Raw genomic sequence first — 19,401 nt, 5'->3', positions numbered from 1 at the left:
TCGGCTACTTCCTTGTGCATCTCAATTTCACAGGATTGACTTTGCTTTCCTTCTGGGGGAGCGGTAAACTGTTGCATACGAGCATACATGGATTTCAAAGTGAGGAAAACGCTGCTGCGATAATGGGCGTTTATTTTTGACGGATATGGAGGAAGTAAGTTGACGGAGATGTTTACGATGCTGCTGGGGTTGTTTGAACGGGCGGCACTGCTGATTATATTTTTATTCTTTCTATCGAGGATACCGCGGTTTAGACAGATCTTGCAAAAGGGAAAATTGAGATGGCAGGAGTACATTGCGGTTACGTTGTTATTCTGTGCATTTGCTATCTTCGGTACTTATACCGGTATTAATGTGGAAGGCTCGCTGGTGAATGTGCGTATTATTGCGATCATGTCTGGTGGCATTCTGTTTGGAGCGCCTGTGGGCATCATTACGGGAATTGTCTCCGGGGTGCATCGGTACTTGATCGATATGAATGGAGTTACGGCGATCCCGTGCCTGATCACGAGTATCCTTGCAGGTCTGGTCTCCGGGTATATACATAAGTATACGCCTAAGTCGAAGCGCTGGATGATCGGTATTGCGGCCGGAATGATCTGTGAGGCGCTTACGATGCTGCTTATCCTGCTATATTCCTATCCCGATCCACTGGGGGCCGACATTGTCTCGAAGATTGCGCTGCCGATGATATTGGGTGAGGTGAATATTGGACTGATCGTGTTGCTGGTGCAGAGTGTAGAAGGGGAAAAGGAAATGATTGCAGCTCGTCAGGCGAAGCTGGCGCTGGAGATTGCCAACAAGACCTTGCCATACTTCCGTTCCATTGATGAAGACTCTCTGCGGAAGATCTGCCGTATTATTCAGGAGGATATTCAGGCTGATGCGGTTGCGATTACGGATACCCGAAATGTACTGGCTTATGTGGGATTTGGTGAGGAACGATATCACATCGGGAATGAAATTATTAGTGAGATGACGAAGAAGACGATCTCCAGCGGCGAGATTACGATCAGCAATGATGTAATTGACGAAAAGACGCCGGATATCCACTCTCTCCTCATCATCCCGCTCAAAGAGCGGGGCGAAGTGACGGGTGCCCTGAAAATCTATTACCGTAAAGCGTACAAGATTACGTATCCGTTGCAAACGATGGCTGTGGGCCTGTCCCAGATTATTTCAACTCAGATGGAAGTATCTCGTGTGGAGGAGATCAAGGCTGCGGCCAATAAGGCGGAGCTGCGTGCATTGCAGACCACGATTCATCCTCATTTTCTATTCAACGCGCTAAACGCCATTGCTTCATCCATTCGTACCAAGCCGGATCGGGCGCGTGAGCTGATTGTGAATCTGTCTGGATATATGCGCTATAACCTGGAGCTGTCGGATGAGCTTATTGATATTCACAAGGAGTTGGAGCAGGTCCGTAATTATGTGGAAATCGAGAAGGCGCGCTTCGGTAGCAGGCTTAACGTCATCTATGATATTGATGAGGTGGCTGTGCATATTCCAAGTCTGGTCATCCAGCCGCTTGTGGAAAATGCCATTATCCACGGTATTCTCAAGGTGAAAGGACCCGGGACGGTACGGATTCGGGTACAGGACTATCCTGACTTTGTGCGAATTGGGGTCAGTGACACAGGAGCAGGCATTGGAGCCGACATTATTGAGCGTGTATACCATGACCGGATGCCTGCCAACCAGATCGGGTTGTACAACGTGCATCGTCGGGTGAAGCTCATTTATGGACAAGGGTTAACGATTACACGGCTGGAGCAAGGAACCGATATTTTATTTGATGTACCCAAAGGAGATGTAGTGACAAAGGTGATGAACGGTTAATGAGAGCTCTTATTGTTGAAGATGAAATTCCGGCAAGTGAGGAACTGAATTACTTGATACAGGAACATAGCCAAATTGAAGTGGTAGAATGTCTGGAAGATGGACTGGATGTGCTGAAGTTTTTGCAGGAGCAGGAAGTCGATGTTATTTTTCTGGATATAAATATCCCTTCGCTGGATGGCATGATGCTGGCACATCATATTGGGAAGTTTGCGAGCAAGCCATATATCGTATTCACAACGGCGTACAAGGAACATGCCGCTGAAGCGTTTGAGCTGGAGGCGTTTGACTATATTCTGAAGCCCTATGATGAGAAACGAATTGCCACGATGCTGAATAAACTCGAAACGGCATTCAGACGGGATCATGAGCAGGAGAAACGTGAACATGGCAGCGATGATGGACAGGTTCACAATACGGCTCAAGCAAACGATGAATGGTCTGCATCAAATATGCAGGCGCGGGAATCCAATGCCCAGACGGGACGACGCATCAATCTGCTGCGCAATGACAATATTATTGTGACAGATACCGCCGATATTTATTATGCGGAAGCACAAGAGAAAGTAACGAAGGTGTATACCAAAAACGGTGAGTTTACGATGCCGGTCAGCATTTCGGATTTTCACGGTCGATTGCCACAGGAAACCTTTTTCCGCTGCCATCGTTCTTACGTGGTGAATTTGTCTCAAATTCGTGAAATTGTGCCCTGGTTTAACAATACGTACCTGCTTCGTTTACGTGATCTGGAGGCTGAAGTGCCCGTTAGCCGGGGCAAAGTCAAAGAATTCAGGCAGCTCATGCGCATCTAGAGGCATTTCATTCCGCATCTGATGCAACTCATGCTCAAATCGGTGTAATGAATCCCCTTTCATGTATGATTAGCTTGTGAACGCATTCATATATATGACATCGGCAAAGGGGAGATCAAGATGAAAGCAGCTATTTCATCCGCACCTAATTCAGCATCTACATCTATGAAAATGAACCGCTGGCTTATTGTACTCGGAACAATTATTGTACAAATGGGTCTCGGAACCATCTACACCTGGAGTTTATTTAACCAACCGCTGTCTGATCGTTTCGGATGGGACGTCAGCTCGGTCGCGATAACTTTTTCGATTACCAGCTTTGCTTTGGCATTTGCCACACTATTTGCAGGCCGACTACAAGAACGGTGGGGGCTTCGTCGCCTGATTCGGGTAGCCGGTGTGGTGCTTGGTCTGGGACTCGTGCTCAGTTCTCAAGTGAGTTCGTTGACACTGCTCTACATTCTGGCCGGATTTGTGGTTGGATTCGCGGATGGTACGGCGTATATTACTTCCCTGTCCAACCTGATCAAGTGGTTCCCTGAGCGAAAAGGTCTGATCTCAGGTATTTCGGTCGGGGCCTTTGGTACAGGCAGTCTGTTGTTCAAATACGTGAACTCGGCATTAATCAGTGCTGTTGGTCCTGCTCAAGCCTTTATGTACTGGGGCATTATTGTGTTGGTATTGATTGTGGGCGGCTCGTTCCTGATCCGTGAAGCGGTTGTTCGCGAACAGGCTCCAGCAAGCAGCACCGAAGGTGCGAAGCAACAAGAAACACGTCATGATTATACGGTCAAAGAAATGCTGCGCACGAAAGAAGCTTACATGCTGTTCGTTATTTTCTTCACGGCATGTATGAGTGGACTGTATCTAATCGGTATTGTGAAAGATATTGGTGTGCAACTGGCAGGACTTAACGTGGCTACGGCTGCGAATGCGGTGGCGATGGTTGCCATCTTTAATACCGCTGGACGTATCATTCTGGGCGCGCTGTCGGATAAAGTAGGACGGATGAAAGTTATTGCCGGAGCTCTGCTGGTTACGGCTGTTGCCGTAATGACGCTGAGTCTGGTACCGCTGAGCTTTGGCATCTTCTTCGCCTGTGTGGCCGCTATCGCGTTCTGCTTTGGTGGGAATATCACGGTCTTCCCGGCGATTGTGGCAGATTACTTTGGACTGAAAAATCAGAGCAAAAACTACGGCGTGATCTATCAGGGATTTGGATTTGGTGCCCTGGCTGGATCGTTTATCAGCGCCCTGCTGGGTGGATTCCATCTTACCTTTATTGTGATCGCTGTACTGTGTGCCGTCTCGCTCTTGCTGGCGTTGATTATTACGCCTCCGGGTCAAGGACGTCGTACACGCCAACGTGAACAGCAGATGAATCTTAACCCTTCATCCCGGGCAAGCTGATCGTAGTGGGGATTAGTTCTATTTTATAAAAAGCAAGCTGGCGGTCTCTACGGAGGCCGCTTTTTTGGTATCGGCTCAACCTGAGAGGAATGAGATTTCTGTACATGAAGCAGTTGTGTGCAATGCATACTTTGCTTCTGGTATACTCTAGGTGAAATAAAAAGAGTAAGTCCTTATTAGCCATTGGAGGAGGTATGTACGTCATGAATTTCTTGAAATATGCACCATCTGATTTTGCTGATTATTATGCTCTTGTGTCCAATATTGAAGTCATGCAACAGATTACTGAACGTGCTCTGCCTGAGCATGAAGCTACGGCGGAATTTGAATCCATGCTGAATTATAATCTCGGCAACAATTGTGGCTATTATCGGATATCTGGTGAAGATGGGGTAGGAATGGCCTACGCCAAACTGATCCCGGATGAATCCGATCCGTCCCGAGCGGAAGTGGGTTACATGATTCTGCCGGAGCATTGGGGGAGAGGACACGGAACTTCCATCGCAGCTCGGCTGATTATTCAGGCACAGGCTGCGGGAATTGCTGTACTCTATGCGGTTATCGATCCGTCCAATGCGGCATCCCGTCGAATATTGCTCAGACAGAACTTTGTATCCACATGGGTTGGGGACTATCATGGGTTACCCGGTGAGATTCTGGAGCTGAATCTTCAGGTGAAGCGATAAGGGATCAGGCTCGCGGGTAATACATACTATACCGGGCATTTTGCATCACTTCGATTGGAACTTATCGTTCGGATGCGTGCGAAATGCTCATACAGAGATTTGGAGGAGATGGAGATGAGCAATGCTGCAATGGAGCGTCTGAACCAGTTGTTACCGGAATGGCTGGAGACCAGCCGTCTGCACACTGGACAGGGGAAAGTCGCTTCTTATATTCCCGAGTTGTTCAAGGCCTCACAGGACGAACTGGGTATACATATCATGAACGCCGAAGGCAATCAGGTGTCAGCCGGAGATTGTGGTGTCCCGTTTACGATGCAAAGTATCTCCAAGGTATTTACACTCATTCTGGCCCTGATGGATCATGGGGAGGAAGCGGTCTTTTTTAATGTAGGAAAAGAACCTACCGGGGATGATTATGATTCCATGATCAAGCTCGAACTGGTCGAACCGGGCATTCCGTTTAATCCATTGATCAATGCGGGCGCGATTACGGTATCGTCCCTGATTGCCGGAGATTGTAAAGAGGAGAAGTCACGGCGCATTTTGGAATTTTTCCGCAAGCTGGCGAATAATGATCGGCTGGACTATAACGAGGCGGTATATCGGTCTGAATCGGAAACAGGCCATCTGAACCGCTCGCTTGGTTATTTTCTGAAGCACAATGGTGTACTTAAGGATGACGTCGAAGATGTGCTTGCCGTCTATTTCCGTCATTGCTCCATCGAGGTGACTTGTGCGGACCTGGCCCGTATGGCACTGGTGCTTGCTTATGACGGGACAGATCCCATCACCGGGAATGAGCTTATTCCTCGTCGTTATGTACAGATCGCCAAAACGTTCATGACTACCTGCGGCATGTATAATGCATCAGGCGAATTTGCGATTCAGGTCGGGCTGCCTGCCAAGAGTGGAGTGTCGGGTGGAATTCTGACCCTGGTTCCAGGCCAGTTTGGCATCGGTCTTGTAGGTCCGGCTCTGAATCGGAAAGGAAACAGCATTGCAGGCGTACATCTGCTTGAGCGTCTTTCCAAGGAATTTGACTGGAGTTTGTTCTAACGAAGTCATCCCCTTACCCTCCTGAGTAGCCGATGAATCACCAATTCGTCCTTTTGCTTCTTTGGAACGAATTGGTCCGGTATGAATGTGGCTTGTCGGCTGCTTCAGTCTGGTTCAGAACTGTAGGAAAACGGTCCTGCATAGCAAAGGCCATGCTTCATCTATTCCGGTATACCCGCAATGCCAGCCCGCATCATTCATTCGCCAGTACCACATCCGTAATGAGATTCATCTGAATGTCCCGGGTCCCACTCTCCATCAGCAGCTTAAGGGTACGGGCAGGGGAGTCTAGTCGAAGCACCTGTCCGGTAAAGCGGATATCGTCATGTTCATGGAACAGGGTGATGGTGACTGCATCCCCAAGCACCATCGAGTTACTGAGCAAACGGGACATTTCTTCTGCTGCCTGGGCATCCAGGGATGGACGGGTACGGGGAGCGAGCTGCTCCTGATGAATGATATAGGCTTCCCGGTGTTCGGGAAGCATCATGCGCGACGACTCAAAAATCCCGTTTTGCTGCAATTTTTTACTCATTTATAGTGACCTCCAATTTTATGAGAACGGTCCTGTGCCTGCGCGGACGAGCAGAGCGAGGAGGCCCGCATGATCGCGGTTTCTCCGAACTTGCGCTTGATGTCATCCGTGGCACGTTCCAGTTCTCTTTTGCGTTCACGGTCATCGAACCAGGACAGCTGTACTTCGGAATCGGGCACGAGTCCGGTCAATGACACGCTGATGCGGCGAATGGGTAATCCGTCCCAATGGCGCAGAAACAGAGCTGCTGCCGCATCGTATACTTCATCAGTGATGTTGGTAGGTTCATTCACCTTCATCTGGCGGGAGAAGCCGGTTGGACGATCGTAATCCTGCCCCCGACATCCTACAGAGACGACATTACCCATGAGCGATTTGTCCCGGGAACGCCGGCTGACCAGCTCTGCCAGTTCGAGCAGCACGACTTTGATGTCTTCCCACGATTCATAGTCCCGAGGCAATGTCATCTGGTGTCCAATGCCCTGCTGCTGGTGAGCATATGTCCCGGGTTTTACCGGAGAATCATCGATTCCGCGGGCAATACGCCACAGTACCTCACCATTTACACCCCAACGCTCTCTCAATCGGGACAATGGAGTCTGCGCTAGATCCCCAATCGTATGAATCCCCATCTTATAGAGATGCTGCCCCATCCGGGAACCGACCATAAACATGTCTCGAACAGGTTTATTCCACAACGTTTTCTGCATGTCCTTGCGGGGCAGTGTATAGATGCCTCCTGGGACTTTTTTGGCATACAGATCACAGGCCATCTTGCTGACAACCTTGGTGTCGCTGATGCCGACTCGGATATAGACGCCAGTCTCTTCCATGACCCTGTCCTGAATGCTACGGGCAATCGTTTCAGGACTGCCGAACAGGTCCAAACTTCCGGTGACATCCAGAAACTGTTCGTCAATGCTATACGGTTCAACCAGATCTGTATAGGACTGAAGGATACGGGTAATGTGTAGGGAAACACGAATATATTCGGCCATCCGGGGACGAATGACGACAACATCGGGGCATTTGGCAAGAGCCTCACCCAGCCGTTCTGCTGTAGTAATTCCATAGGACTTGGCGAGTGGGCAGGCTGCCAGAATAATGCCTGAACGGCGTGCAGGATCTCCCGCAACAACAAGCGGACGGTCTGTGTATTCGGGGTGTGCAGACTTCTCCACACTGGCATAAAATGACTGGCAATCGGCCAGCATAATGACACGTCCGTCTTTGCGGGGCATAGTACTTCTCTCCTTTTATTCATGATTCGGCTGCTTCTGTACAGCGATGGGGTTCATTCAGCCAACGTTATTTTACAGTTTATTTACAGTATGGAACAAGTGTTCCTGTTTTATAAGCATATCCGACAATGTCAGATGCGGCAACCGGAATTATTTTGCAATTTGGACACAATTATTGAACGGACCTAATAGAGTCAAAATTTAGGAAATAAGATGTATTTTTTTACATTTCATGTAAGGAATCCGTGACTTCCGGGTGATGACCGAGTGTTCATTCGGCTTTATGTAAAAGTTATATAAATGGGCACAGTCCTATAGGGGGGGACTGATGTCCTTTTTTCATTTTCTGCACTTTTCAGAAAACCTTGATAGGGCGCGGGTTTTCAAGGATACGTTATCGGACTATAGTATCAATTTTGTAATCTTTATGGTTAATACTGTAAAAATGTCCGCAACTTTAAAATATCATTAGCGTTTAATGGGGTAAGCGTTCAAGCGGAAACAGATCTCGCAATCCGCGTTGCATATAACAATAACGGGTAGAGATGTGCAGGCTGGAAGAACCTCAAACGGACGGTTAAAGTGGCATATATTCGTGTCCATCGAACATAAGAGCAAGAAGGACTCCTGGATGCTAGTTGATGGCGCATTTTACGAATTATGGGCAGAATGTTGCAGTTCATGTTTGCTTCCATCAGCCTAGTTACAAATGCAGAGGCTTAGAGCTATAGTGAGAACTACACCGCTGACATCTCTACCCAAAGCGGACATCCGATGCGGGATTTCCCGCAGACCTTCATGTTGTTTAAGATCCGCAGGTGAAGCAGGATGCATACTAGAGAGGTGAGCAATCAAGAGCCATGAGCAGACGAAGACGAAGACGCTGGTTGCTAACGATGCTGACAGGAGCGGCCGTAGTGACGGGCGGAATATTTGCCGGCTGGCATTATATGCAACCCCAACTCGTTACGTACACAGCGGATAATGGCACGGAGATGAAATTCAAGACCGATGGAGACCGGTTCATGGAATATGGACCTGATGGCACATGGCGGGAGATGTTCGTGAAAGGTGTGAACCTGGGCGCCACATCACCAGGACATTACCCGGGTGAATTTCCGTTGACCGAAGAGGATTACTTGAAGTGGTTCCAGCAGATTGAGGATCTGGGGGCCAATGTCATCCGGGTGTACACGGTACATGAGCCGATTTTTTACACCGCATTGGTTGAGTATAACCGTGGCCGGGAGCAACCGTTATATTTTATACAGGGCATATGGTCGCCGGAAGAAGAGTTGATCGAGAAGCAGGATGCCTATGCTGACCATATTGAGCAGACGTTCAAGCAGGAGATTGAAAAGGCGGTATCGGCTGTATATGGGGATGCGGACATTCCCGATAAACCGGGAGAGTCAAGCGGCAAATACAAGACGAATGCCGGGAAGTACCTGATGGCATGGCATGTGGGTACGGAGTGGGACCCTTCGATGGTGAACAACACGAATGAGAGCCATCCCGATGTGCCGCAGTACAAAGGCGTTCATTTTTCCGGGACGCAGGATGCATCACCGTTCGAGAATTGGCTGGCAGAGCTGCTGGACTATACCGCCGTGTTGGAGAAGAAATACGGGTGGGAGCATCCAATGACCTTCACCAACTGGGTAACAACCGATGTGTTGGATCATCCGGGCGAGCCGCTGTTCGAAGAGGATTTGGTCAGTGTGGATGCGCGTCATATTCAACCGGAAGGGTGGCAGGGCGGATATTTTGCAGCGTACCATGTGTATCCTTATTACCCGGACTTGTTCCATACGGACCAGACACTCCAGACGATCAAGGATGAGAACGGCGAGTACAACACGTACAAAAGTTATCTGCGCAAGCTCAAAGCCGAGTTTTCCGATATGCCTGTAATGATTACAGAGTATGGTGTACCGTCTTCGCTTGGGATCTCCCATTTGGGTATGGGAGGTCGGGATCAGGGCGGACATAACGAGGCCGAGCAGGGCGAGATCGACGCATCGCTGACCCAGGATATTTATGATGAAGGGTATGCGGGAGCGATTTTGTTCATGTGGCAGGATGAGTGGTTCAAGAAAACCTGGAACACGATGCCGTTGGAAATTCCAGCTGATCGGCGGTCCTATTGGCTGAATGTGCTGACAAATGAGAAGATGTTCGGTCTGCTCGCCATGGACCCCGGTAAGCAGGAACAGCTAACCATCGACGGGAAACTGGATGACTGGAATGCGCTGAAGAAGGAAGAGGTCACCGTCTGGCAAGGCAAGGTGGATGGCATCAAGGAAATGAAGATGACCCATGATGAAGCCTACCTGTACATTGGCATGACGCTGGATCAACCTTTTGACCCGGACCAGACCTTGCTGCGCATCGGCACGGATACGCTGGATGGTGGCAATCAGCCGGGCACGAGACTTCCAAATCGAACGCTCAGTGATGGGCTCGAAACGGTGATTACACTGGGGCAGGATGATGAATCACAAGTGGAGATCGCCAAAGACTATGACTTTAACCAGCGCCTCTATGGCAAGGAAGGTTACGGGATGCTGCCCGAGGAGCAAGAGAATGCGGCAGATCCATTCCATCCATGGAATCTGGCTGTCAGCCTGCGGATGACCCCACCGGATACCCGGTCCGCCCAACCGTTCATGAATGAGAAGGTCGGTACATTGAAGCGGGGAACGACAGCTCCAGATAAGTCCGATACCGATTCGTTAACCGCCTGGCAATATAACGGTAATCAGGTCGAGATGCGTATTCCATGGATGCTGCTTGGATTCGGTGACCCAAGTTCACTGCAAGCGATCAAGTATGGAGCGCTGAAAGGTGGACGGGAATTCGAAACTGTCGCAGTCAAAGGTGTCACCCTGGTTCCGTGGCTAATGGATCGTTCTACTGGAAATATCTCTTGGCCTGGTGGTGAACAGAAGACACTGGATGTGAAGACATTGCCTATGTACAGCTGGCAGCCCTGGGAGCAGGTACAGTACAGTGAACGACTGAAACTGAGCTACGAGGAAATGAAGAAACGGTATGAACAAATTCCAAGTTTTCAGACCGAATAAATGAGTATAAAGGAGGACCTTTTCACATGTTTCCGAATTTGGCTTTGGCTTATCTATTTCTATACATCTGTACGGCGCTCGTCGCTGTGGGTGTAATCCTGCTGTTTGCCATGAAAATGTCCCACAACGGCAAACGGCGCAAGATTGAGTTTTATAAGTTAAAGCAGCGTGATTACTTTACGTATCTGCAGACGGCACTGACCGAGGACAGTCCCCTGAGATTGCCACCTGGGAAGCTGGCCCCACTTGAGCGTCGGGTTATCCAGAGCAAGCTTATTGAATGGATTGATCAGTTCAAGGGGGAGTATCGCAACAAATTGATTGTACTCTGCCGTGAAGCCGGATTTGTAGAGCATGATCTGAAGGAACTGAGTCGTATTCGTTACGGACGCCAGATTGATGCGGCTTATCGATTAGGCGGCATGCGTTGTCCAGAGGCCGTTCCAGGCTTGATGGAATTGCTTAAGGATGAGAAGCCTGGCCCGATGGCGATCATGATTGGTCGTTCGATCGCAAGATGCACCACCCGTCAGGGTGAACTGAAAGACATGCTCGCGCTGCTGTTAACCAAAGGAAAATCGATTCATCATCTGGCAGCAGATATTTTGCTCGAAACCAGTCTGGATACAAGCAGAATTCTGATTGAATTGCTGGAAGATCGCAATCCTGACTTTGTCAAAGTGGGATTGGTTGCGATGTGGGGACAGGCTGTGCCAGAAGTGATGCCTGCACTCGACAGACTCGTTGGCGCAGAACACCAGGGTGTACGGGCAGAAGCGGTGAAGCTGTATCTTAGCGCAAGTCCGGCACTTCAGGACGAGACCATTCTGAAGCTCATGCAGGATTCGGACCCGGAGGTGCGTGCCGAAGTGGTGCAGGCGCTCGGTTCGAAACATGCGGCAGGCAGCATTCCACTGCTGCGCAAAGCGCTGCGTGATGAAGATTGGGGAGTACGCTATAACAGTGCGGAGAGCCTGGGCAAGCTGGGTGAACCGGGATTTGAAGCCTTGTGTCAGTCCGCTGTGGAGGGTACAGGTGCTGAACGGGAAATTGCAATGCAGCAAATTGAGAGTACGATGCAGCACTCAGGAACAGACCACAAAGCCGTTGACCAGATGATTGCACATAACAAAAAAAGGCTGCTGTATGATCGGTACTTCGGTCCCGTACGTGGGAACCGGACAACAAGCAAGAAACGTACAGGTGTGGCTGCGGTAGGAGGGGATTACACTGCTTAGAGATCTACTATTAATCTACGGCATGGTCGCAATCTATTATGTCGTCGCCGTAAATACGCTTTACTTTTCCATTTTGGCCTTATCATTCCGTAACATTTGGACGATCTTCAGGCGATCGCATTATTCCAAATACAATACGTTGTCAGGCTCGGAGTTGGTACCATCGGTTTCCTTGCTGGTGCCCGCATATAACGAGGAACTGACGATTATTGAAAATGTGAACTGCCTGATGACGTTGAATTATCCAACGTATGAAGTCATCGTGGTGAATGATGGTTCGAGCGATACCACCTTAAAGGTGTTGCTGAAAGAATATCGTCTGAAGCTGGTACCCAACACGAAGATTCGTGGCAAGATTTCCTGTCAGAAAATTCGCGGGATCTACCACAATCCGGAATTCCCCGACCTGTATGTCATTGACAAGGAAAACGGTGGGAAGGCCGATTCCCTTAATGCCGGAATCAACCTGTCTCATTATCCGTTGATTTCTTCCATTGATGCCGACTCTTTGCTGGAGAAAGATGCCCTGATTCGTATGGCTCGCATGTATATGGAGAATCCGGAAGAGACGGTTGCTATTGGTGGGGATGTACGGATAGCCAACGGCTGCAAAATCGAGAATGGGGCAGTGCAGGACGTTTCACTGCCTCGCAAGATTTGGCCTATGTTCCAGTCCATCGAGTATCTTAAAGCCTTTCTCGGCGGACGGATCGGTTGGAGTCATATGAATGGTCTGATCATCGTTTCGGGTGCCTTCGGCATGTTCCGCAAGGATGCGGTTATTGCGGTTGGGGGATACCGGGACGGTTATCCAGGTGAAGACATGAACATTATTATCAAGCTTCACCGTTATATGCTGGAAAATAAATTGAAATACCGTGTAGCCTTCTGTCCTGAAGCTGTGTGCTGGACACAGGCGCCGGATTCCTACCGGATCTTGTCCAGTCAGCGCAAGCGCTGGGGACGTGGAAATCTGAAGAACATGCTCGAGAACCGCGGCATGTTGTTCAACCCGAAATATAAAGTCATGGGCATGCTGACCATGCCGTACAACATCCTTTTTGAAGCGCTGAACCCGTATTTCCGAATTACCGGACTTCTCGCTCTCACGGGATATGTACTGATGGATATGACCCAGTGGCCGATACTTGTGCTCTTTGGATCGCTCAACATTGTGAGTGGTTATCTGCTCAGTGTGGGAGCCCTTGTGCTCGAGGAAATTGCATTTAAGCGGTATAACAAGCTGTCCGATCTGGTCAAAATGCTGTTCTACTCCGCTCTGAAATTCGTCGGCTATCATCAGCTCGGCGTGCTGTGGAGATTGCAGGGGCATATCCAGTTCATGCAAAACAACAACTCATGGGGTACCATGACACGCCAGAGCTGGTCCGAGGAAGAGAAGACAAGCGAGGCGGCCTAAGCACAGCGTAATCAAAGTAATACAGCAGAAACAATATAGATAACCGAGGGAGAAGGGTGGAAAAGAACATGCCAAATACGGCGACATTGCAGCGTGAGGCTGCCGTTAATGTGTACCGCAGTGTAGAACAGGGATTGAAAGAAACGGGTGCCGAAACATGCGGCTTAATGTTCATCCATTGTGCAGGGCAGTCTCAGCCGGAGCAGCAGGTCAGGACACATCTGGAGCAGACCAGCGAGTCTGCCTTCCAGGTCTGGGAGGATGGAGCCACACAGGCAATTGCTGTCCTGCTGCCAGGGTTGACACTGGATGAGGTTCATTATGAGGGGCTTCGCATCAAGCATGAATTGCAGGAGACGGTACCTGGTGCCGATCCACAAATCACGCTGGCAAGTTTCCCGGCAGGTGAGCGTCCTTCAAAGGCAACCATTCAACATATGGCTGAGTCCGCCAAGCTGGTAGACCCGTCGGAAATTCATATCTACACGCTGGACCAGACGGCAGACGAGCCGGAACGAATTTTGATTGTGGATAACGATCCGACGGTACGCGAGTTTCTGCAATTGCGTCTGAAGATGCAGGGGTACGAAACCTATGAAGCGGTGGATGGACTGGCTGCACTGGAACTGATTGAGAAAATTACACCTGACCTGGTGCTGACCGAATTGAATCTGTATGGCATTGATGGCCTGCCGTTCATTCAACATATCCAGAACCTGGATGTGGCACAACCGCCCAAAATCGTCGTATTGACGGAACAGCGTGTGGAACAGACAATCAGCCAATGCTTCCGCAGCGGGGTCGATGATTATATGACCAAACCGTTCTCACCTGTGGAGCTGGATGCCCGAATCAGGCGTTGTCTGCATTAAACGCAACCACATAGCAAAGCCAAGAGAAACAGATAGACTTCATTAATTTTTATCAGCCAAACAAGTACATTTACAGACAAACATCTATCAAATGGATTCGTCAATCAACCAAACAAATACACTGTTGGAGGGAATATCATGGAGAATCAACAATTCCACACATTACTGAATGCTATTGAAAATAAAGAAGCGGTGCTCGGCGTGGTCGGGCTCGGTTACGTAGGATTACCACTTGCGGTGGAAATGGTCAATCAGGGTTTCACGGTAATCGGGATTGATCTGGATGCATCCAAAGTGGAGAGCATTTATCAGGGAGATTCCTATATTCACGATATTTCGTCCGAGGAATTGAAAAAAGTGATGCAAAGCGGCCGCTTCCAGCCTACAACGGATTACAGTATGCTGCGCGTGATCGACGCGTTGAGCATCTGCGTACCTACACCGCTCAGTGAAAATCAGGACCCGGATACGTCTTATATCGAGACGGTTGTGGATCAGATTAAACTGCACATGAAACCAGGCATGCTGATTACGCTGGAGAGCACCACTTATCCGGGTACAACCGAAGAACTGATCCAGGATGAGTTGGACAAGATCGGACATGAAGCAGGCAAAGACTACTTCCTGTGCTTCTCGCCTGAACGTGTGGACCCTTCCAACGGACGATTCACTACTTTTAATACACCAAAAGTAATCGGGGGAACAACTGAAGCTTGCCTCAAACTGGGAACAGCGTTGTATAGCAAATACGTTGAAACAGTTGTACCTGTATCTTCGCCAAAAGTGGCTGAAATGTCCAAACTGCTGGAAAATACGTTCCGCAGCGTAAACATTGCCTTTGTTAATGAAATGGCAATGATGTGTGACCGTATGGGCATCGATATCTGGGAAGTTATCGACGCAGCTGCGACGAAGCCGTTTGGCTTCATGCCTTTCTATCCGGGCCCTGGCATCGGTGGTCACTGCATCCCGCTTGATCCGATGTACCTGTCCTGGAAGGCTAAAGGATTCCGTTTCTACAGCAAGTTCATTGAGCTGGCGCAATCTACCAATGACAATATGCCATATTATGTACTGAACAAAACATCAACCATTCTGAACGAGTACGCGAAATCGGTACGTAAATCCAACATTCTGTTGCTTGGTATGTCGTACAAGCCAAATATTGCCGATTTACGTGAATCTCCAGGACTGGAAATCTATGAACAGTTCAAGGAAGGTGGAGCCAATGTCAGCTATTATGATCCACATGCTGAATCATTCCTGGACAAGCATGGCGAGACGGTATATAGCGAAGTGTTCAACTTGGAACAGTTCAAGAAGTACGACTGCATCGTGCTGATCACCAACCACAGCGATTTGCCTTACTTTGATATTGCCGAGATGGGTGTGCCGATTCTGGATACACGTAATGCGTTCAAAACGTATAAACATCCGCATATTTACAAGATTGGTCATTCGGTACAGCACCCTGTGCTTGAGCCAAGTGAAGCGTTGCTCGTCTGAGGAATATAACGAACAAGTGGGGCAAACTGTCGGTGAAGGCAAAATGGGCCATCTTGGCCCTGCTGTTCTGCCTGCTTCTTCTGCCCTGGCTACTCAAATGGTTTTCACATGAGGAACACAAAGCGACCTGGCTGTGGGACGCTTCCATTATTGCAGAGCAGACGCCTGAGATTATTTCCTTCTCCAAAGCACAGGGCGTGGATACCATTTTCCTGCAAATTCAGGATGAGGTACCCGATGCGACATACCGCAAATTCATCGCGGCTGCGCGGCAGGCTGAGATCGAAGTACATGCCCTTAACGGTCATGCAGACTGGGCCTATACGGAGAAGCGGGAAGAGGGACTTGCGTTTATTGAAAAAGTACGAGCATATAATACAGCTTCGGCCAAAAATGAACGCTTTGAGGGAATTCAGCTGGATGTTGAGCCTTATCAGCTAAAACGCTGGGAGAACGAGCAGAATAGCGTTATTGCGGAGTGGAGCGACAACATGAAGGCGTGGACCAAAGCTGGTGATGATGCCGGACTCTACATGAGCGCCGCGATCCCTTTCTGGCTGGATGCACGCGAGTCGGCAGAAGGCGGAGGAACATTCAGCCGCTGGGTGATTGATCATTTTGATGCGGTAGCCATTATGGCCTATCGGGATAGTGGTCAGCAGATGTATGATCTGTCCAAGGAAGAGCTGGACGAAGCGGATGAGCTTGGCAAGAAGGTATGGGTTGGAGCCGAACTGGCCGATACGCTTGAGGGCGATCATCTAACCTTTTTCAGCAAATCCATTACTAACATGGACGAAGAAATGAAGAAGGTGTTTGATCTCGGCGCTTCTCATTCCTCTTTTGCAGGTGTCGCGGTGCATCATTATGAAGCATGGTATGCAAAGGAAAACGGAATTCCGCTGGCTCGAAAGAGCGAGGAGAAGAAGTAGCGGGTGTATGTAGTTTATAGAAAGATCGTTGTAAGTTGTAAGCAGGAAAAGGCAAGTCTCCGGTCAAGGAGACTTGCCTTTTTTGCTATTCATAGCGTGCAGCTTGGCGATAAATCAGCTTTTATTGTTCTCGGCCGTTCGATATCGGTTGGGTGGCAGACCCACCTGCTTTTTGAACGCTTTGGAGAAGGAGAACAGGTCGGGGTAACCCACGGAATGCGCTACTTCAGTTAACGTTAACGGGGTCTGAACGAGCAGCCGTTTGGCCTGATTCATTTTGAGACGTTGAATGTACTGAACAGGAGACAGGCCGTAGGCTTTGCGGAATTGTTTGGCAAAGTGGGTCCGATCCACGCCTGCGTGTGAAGATACACCTTCCACAGTAATGCCGCCAGCAAAGTGAATATCCATATACTCCTTGCCCTTTTGCAGCCATGGTGTGGCAGAGTCTGGTTGAAGCACTCGGGTAGCGGGGGATTTGGCAATCCGGTCAAACAATCCGAGAAAACGGGTAAGTCGTCCCAGGTCGCTTGCGCCTCCCTGAGGTTTGCGAACCTCTTCCATAAAAGCACGCATGCCACTTGCCGTCTCCGGCGTGAGTACACCTGAACGATGCGGCGCGTCCGGGGTAAGCCCGATTCGTGCCAGAAGTTCAGCTGCATGTTTTCCATCAAAGGCAATGAAAATTTTGTGCAAAGACTCCTTCGGGTCGGACCAGTACTCATGGGTAACCTGTGGATACAGGCAGAAAGCATCACGGGCACGCAGGGAGTAACGATGACCGTTCTGTATGAAAGTTCCCTCGCCCTCCAGAACAAAAATTAAATAATGAAAGGGCGTAGTTCGAGGGCCGATATGATAGTTGCTCTTGGCTATATTACGGCCAATTCGAATCGGCCATGCTCCACCGGATTTCTCGAATTCAGACGGAGTGAAAAAAATAATATCCAAAAACTCGTGGTGGTCCTCCTTCATGCTCTCGATCATCAGGAACACCTCTTTAATATAAGTATAGTGTGTAATCTCTGAAAGTTTTCTTATAACCTATTATACAGGTGGGTTTTGTTAATATTCAAGATCGAGAAGACCTATTCCTGTGAATTCACCACAAAATGACAAAATAAAATGGCCGCGAAATGACATTGATCACAGACAAATCAATTGTTATGATGTCCATACCTATTAAACCAAGTTAATTAATCGGCATTTGGAAGTGTTCATACTTATAAATTCAACTTTAAGAATTACACGGCAACGTAGGGGACAGAAAAGACCTGAAGAAGCGAAGCGTGCGCCTTTGTCACCGGATTTTCCCTTGAAAAGGGAATTAAAAGAAATCTGGGGACAAGAGTGATCGAAAGGTTTTTTGTAACCGAAGTGCTTGAGTGGAACTATTCATTAGATCAATTTATGACCAGAAGGGAATGATTTGCGTGAGCGAACAGGAAGAGATGAAGTTTGGTTGGTTTTTGCCTACAGCAGGAGACGGAAAATATGTAGGGGTTGCCCCGGAGCGGGAACCGAGCCTGGATTATTTGATTCAAGTGGCGCAGACAGCGGAGACGGCAGGTTTTGAATTTGTATTGATTCCGACAGGGGGAGCTTGTCTGGATGCGTGGGTTGTGGGTTCGGCTGTCATGAGTCACACGAAAACACTGCGTCCACTTGTAGCCATTCGTCCAGGTCTGGTCACCCCTGTATTGGCGGCACGTATGGGAGCTGCACTAGATCAACTGTCTGGCGGTCGTGCCATGATCAATGTGGTGACAGGCAGTTCGGTTCGGGATTTGGAGGAACTGGGAGATCCACTGGCTCATGCCCATGATGAACGTTATGAACGGGCGAGCGAGTACATGGAAGTGATGAAACGCTCATGGACCCAATCGACCGTGCTTAATCTGACCGAGTTTGCCGGAAGCGGTGCTCAGTCGAATCAGGAAGCATCCGAAGACAATTCGGAGTTTAACGGTAAGTATTACAATTTCAAAGGTCCGGTAGGTATGCCTGAAACGGTGCAAAATCCGTATCCGCCGTTCTACTTGGGTGGCAGTTCACCGATTGCAAAACGGGTAGCTGTTGAACACGCAGATACATTCCTCATGTGGGGAGAGCCGCATGACTGGATTCAGGAGCAGATCGAAGAAATTGAAGTCATTCGCGAACAGATCAAAGAGGAAACGGGACAAGATCGCCAGTTGCGTTACGGCATGCGGGCACAGGTACTCATTCGGGATACGGAAGAAGAAGCATGGTCGGCGGCTTGGGAGATTATTAGCAAAGTACCACCTGAAGCAATCGAGAAAGCCAAGGCAATCTTTGCGGAGACGGATGCGACCAACCAACGCAGACAGAATGAGCTGCGGGAATTATCCGAGAAGCAGCAGTTCGTCGTAGGTCCCAACCTGTGGACAGGTTTGTCTGTTGTACGTTCCGGCGGAGCGATTCTCATTGTCGGTACAGCGGAACAGGTTGCAGAACGATTGATGGAATATGGTGATCTGGGCGTGACCACATTTATATTGTCGGGATATCCTCATTTGGAAGAAGCCGAAATTTTCGGCCGGACCGTGATGCCCATTATTCGTGAGAAGTGGAAAACAAGACAGAAGAAGCATTCAGTTACTACCAACTAAATAAGTTCAACTAATCTTTTTATACGAAAACGGAGAGGACAGAAATAACGTGAAGAAGCGAAGCGTTCGCCTTTATCCCCGGATTTATCCTTTTAAAAAAGGAATCAAATAAATCTGGGGATAACAGCGATC

General features: G+C 49.0%; 15 protein-coding genes. 12 read left to right on the top strand and 3 right to left on the bottom strand.

The window, feature by feature from the left end:
• Positions 1 to 177: 177 nt before the first annotated feature.
• From AC3ITG_RS21915 to glsA, 5 genes are all read left to right on the top strand, one after another.
• Positions 178 to 1,842 (top strand): LytS/YhcK type 5TM receptor domain-containing protein, encoded by a 1,665-nt coding sequence (locus tag AC3ITG_RS21915; protein ID WP_489254512.1) that lies wholly within the window; start codon positions 178 to 180, stop codon positions 1,840 to 1,842.
• On the top strand, positions 1,842 to 2,654 hold the full coding sequence (locus AC3ITG_RS21910) for a LytR/AlgR family response regulator transcription factor (RefSeq protein ID WP_489251349.1): 813 nt from the start codon (positions 1,842 to 1,844) through the stop codon (positions 2,652 to 2,654). Before AC3ITG_RS21915 ends, AC3ITG_RS21910 begins: the two co-directional genes overlap by 1 nt.
• Before the next feature lie 120 nt (positions 2,655 to 2,774).
• Positions 2,775 to 4,064: an L-lactate MFS transporter gene (locus AC3ITG_RS21905; RefSeq protein WP_489251348.1), complete on the top strand. Its 1,290-nt coding sequence runs from the start codon at positions 2,775 to 2,777 to the stop codon at positions 4,062 to 4,064.
• Between the two features lie 203 nt (positions 4,065 to 4,267).
• On the top strand, positions 4,268 to 4,750 hold the full coding sequence (locus AC3ITG_RS21900) for a GNAT family N-acetyltransferase (RefSeq protein ID WP_489251347.1): 483 nt from the start codon (positions 4,268 to 4,270) through the stop codon (positions 4,748 to 4,750).
• A 114-nt stretch (positions 4,751 to 4,864) separates the two neighbouring features.
• Positions 4,865 to 5,806, top strand: coding sequence for a glutaminase A (gene glsA, locus AC3ITG_RS21895; RefSeq protein WP_489251346.1), 942 nt, complete (start codon positions 4,865 to 4,867; stop codon positions 5,804 to 5,806).
• A gap of 193 nt (positions 5,807 to 5,999) precedes the next feature.
• Here the strand turns inward: glsA and AC3ITG_RS21890 are convergent, their stop codons facing one another.
• Together AC3ITG_RS21890 and AC3ITG_RS21885 are read right to left on the bottom strand one after the other, a co-directional pair.
• Positions 6,000 to 6,341, bottom strand: a complete 342-nt coding sequence (locus AC3ITG_RS21890; protein ID WP_024631096.1) for a YolD-like family protein — start codon at positions 6,339 to 6,341, stop codon at positions 6,000 to 6,002.
• Positions 6,338 to 7,582, bottom strand: a complete 1,245-nt coding sequence (locus AC3ITG_RS21885; RefSeq protein ID WP_489251345.1) for a DNA polymerase IV — start codon at positions 7,580 to 7,582, stop codon at positions 6,338 to 6,340. Before AC3ITG_RS21885 ends, AC3ITG_RS21890 begins: the two co-directional genes overlap by 4 nt.
• A gap of 860 nt (positions 7,583 to 8,442) precedes the next feature.
• Here AC3ITG_RS21885 and AC3ITG_RS21880 point away from each other — a divergent pair.
• The 6 genes from AC3ITG_RS21880 to AC3ITG_RS21855 all read left to right on the top strand — a co-directional run bounded on the left by AC3ITG_RS21880 (position 8,443) and on the right by AC3ITG_RS21855 (position 16,636).
• Entirely contained in the window at positions 8,443 to 10,668 is a 2,226-nt protein-coding gene (locus AC3ITG_RS21880; protein ID WP_489251344.1) for a hypothetical protein, read from the top strand.
• 26 nt (positions 10,669 to 10,694) lie between these two features.
• A complete protein-coding gene (locus AC3ITG_RS21875; protein WP_489251343.1) occupies positions 10,695 to 11,906 on the top strand; it encodes a HEAT repeat domain-containing protein in 1,212 nt (403 codons plus the stop codon).
• 22 nt (positions 11,907 to 11,928) lie between these two features.
• The gene (locus AC3ITG_RS21870; protein WP_413372502.1) at positions 11,929 to 13,326 is read left to right on the top strand and encodes a glycosyltransferase family 2 protein; all 1,398 of its coding nucleotides are present in this window, start codon (positions 11,929 to 11,931) and stop codon (positions 13,324 to 13,326) included.
• Positions 13,327 to 13,394: 68 nt separating this feature from the next.
• A complete protein-coding gene (locus AC3ITG_RS21865) occupies positions 13,395 to 14,198 on the top strand; it encodes a response regulator (RefSeq protein WP_413372500.1) in 804 nt (267 codons plus the stop codon).
• 138 nt (positions 14,199 to 14,336) lie between these two features.
• Complete coding sequence (locus AC3ITG_RS21860; RefSeq protein ID WP_413372498.1) at positions 14,337 to 15,704, top strand: nucleotide sugar dehydrogenase; 1,368 nt, start codon at positions 14,337 to 14,339, stop codon at positions 15,702 to 15,704.
• Between the two features lie 32 nt (positions 15,705 to 15,736).
• Positions 15,737 to 16,636, top strand: coding sequence for a hypothetical protein (locus AC3ITG_RS21855; protein WP_489251342.1), 900 nt, complete (start codon positions 15,737 to 15,739; stop codon positions 16,634 to 16,636).
• Positions 16,637 to 16,750: 114 nt separating this feature from the next.
• Here AC3ITG_RS21855 and AC3ITG_RS21850 read toward each other — a convergent pair whose 3' ends face one another.
• Positions 16,751 to 17,623 carry a helix-turn-helix transcriptional regulator gene (locus AC3ITG_RS21850; protein ID WP_489251341.1) on the bottom strand — a complete coding sequence of 291 codons (873 nt, stop codon included), beginning with the start codon at positions 17,621 to 17,623 and terminating at the stop codon, positions 16,751 to 16,753.
• A 464-nt stretch (positions 17,624 to 18,087) separates the two neighbouring features.
• Here AC3ITG_RS21850 and AC3ITG_RS21845 point away from each other — a divergent pair, with 464 nt between their 5' ends.
• A complete protein-coding gene (locus tag AC3ITG_RS21845) occupies positions 18,088 to 19,269 on the top strand; it encodes an LLM class flavin-dependent oxidoreductase (protein ID WP_489254511.1) in 1,182 nt (393 codons plus the stop codon).
• Positions 19,270 to 19,401 lie beyond the last annotated feature (132 nt).

It is taken from the genome of Paenibacillus sp. GL_099_B, assembly GCF_057835695.1.
Note: the sequence above shows the minus strand (reverse complement) of the source record. Positions and strands in the feature narration are given on the sequence as shown.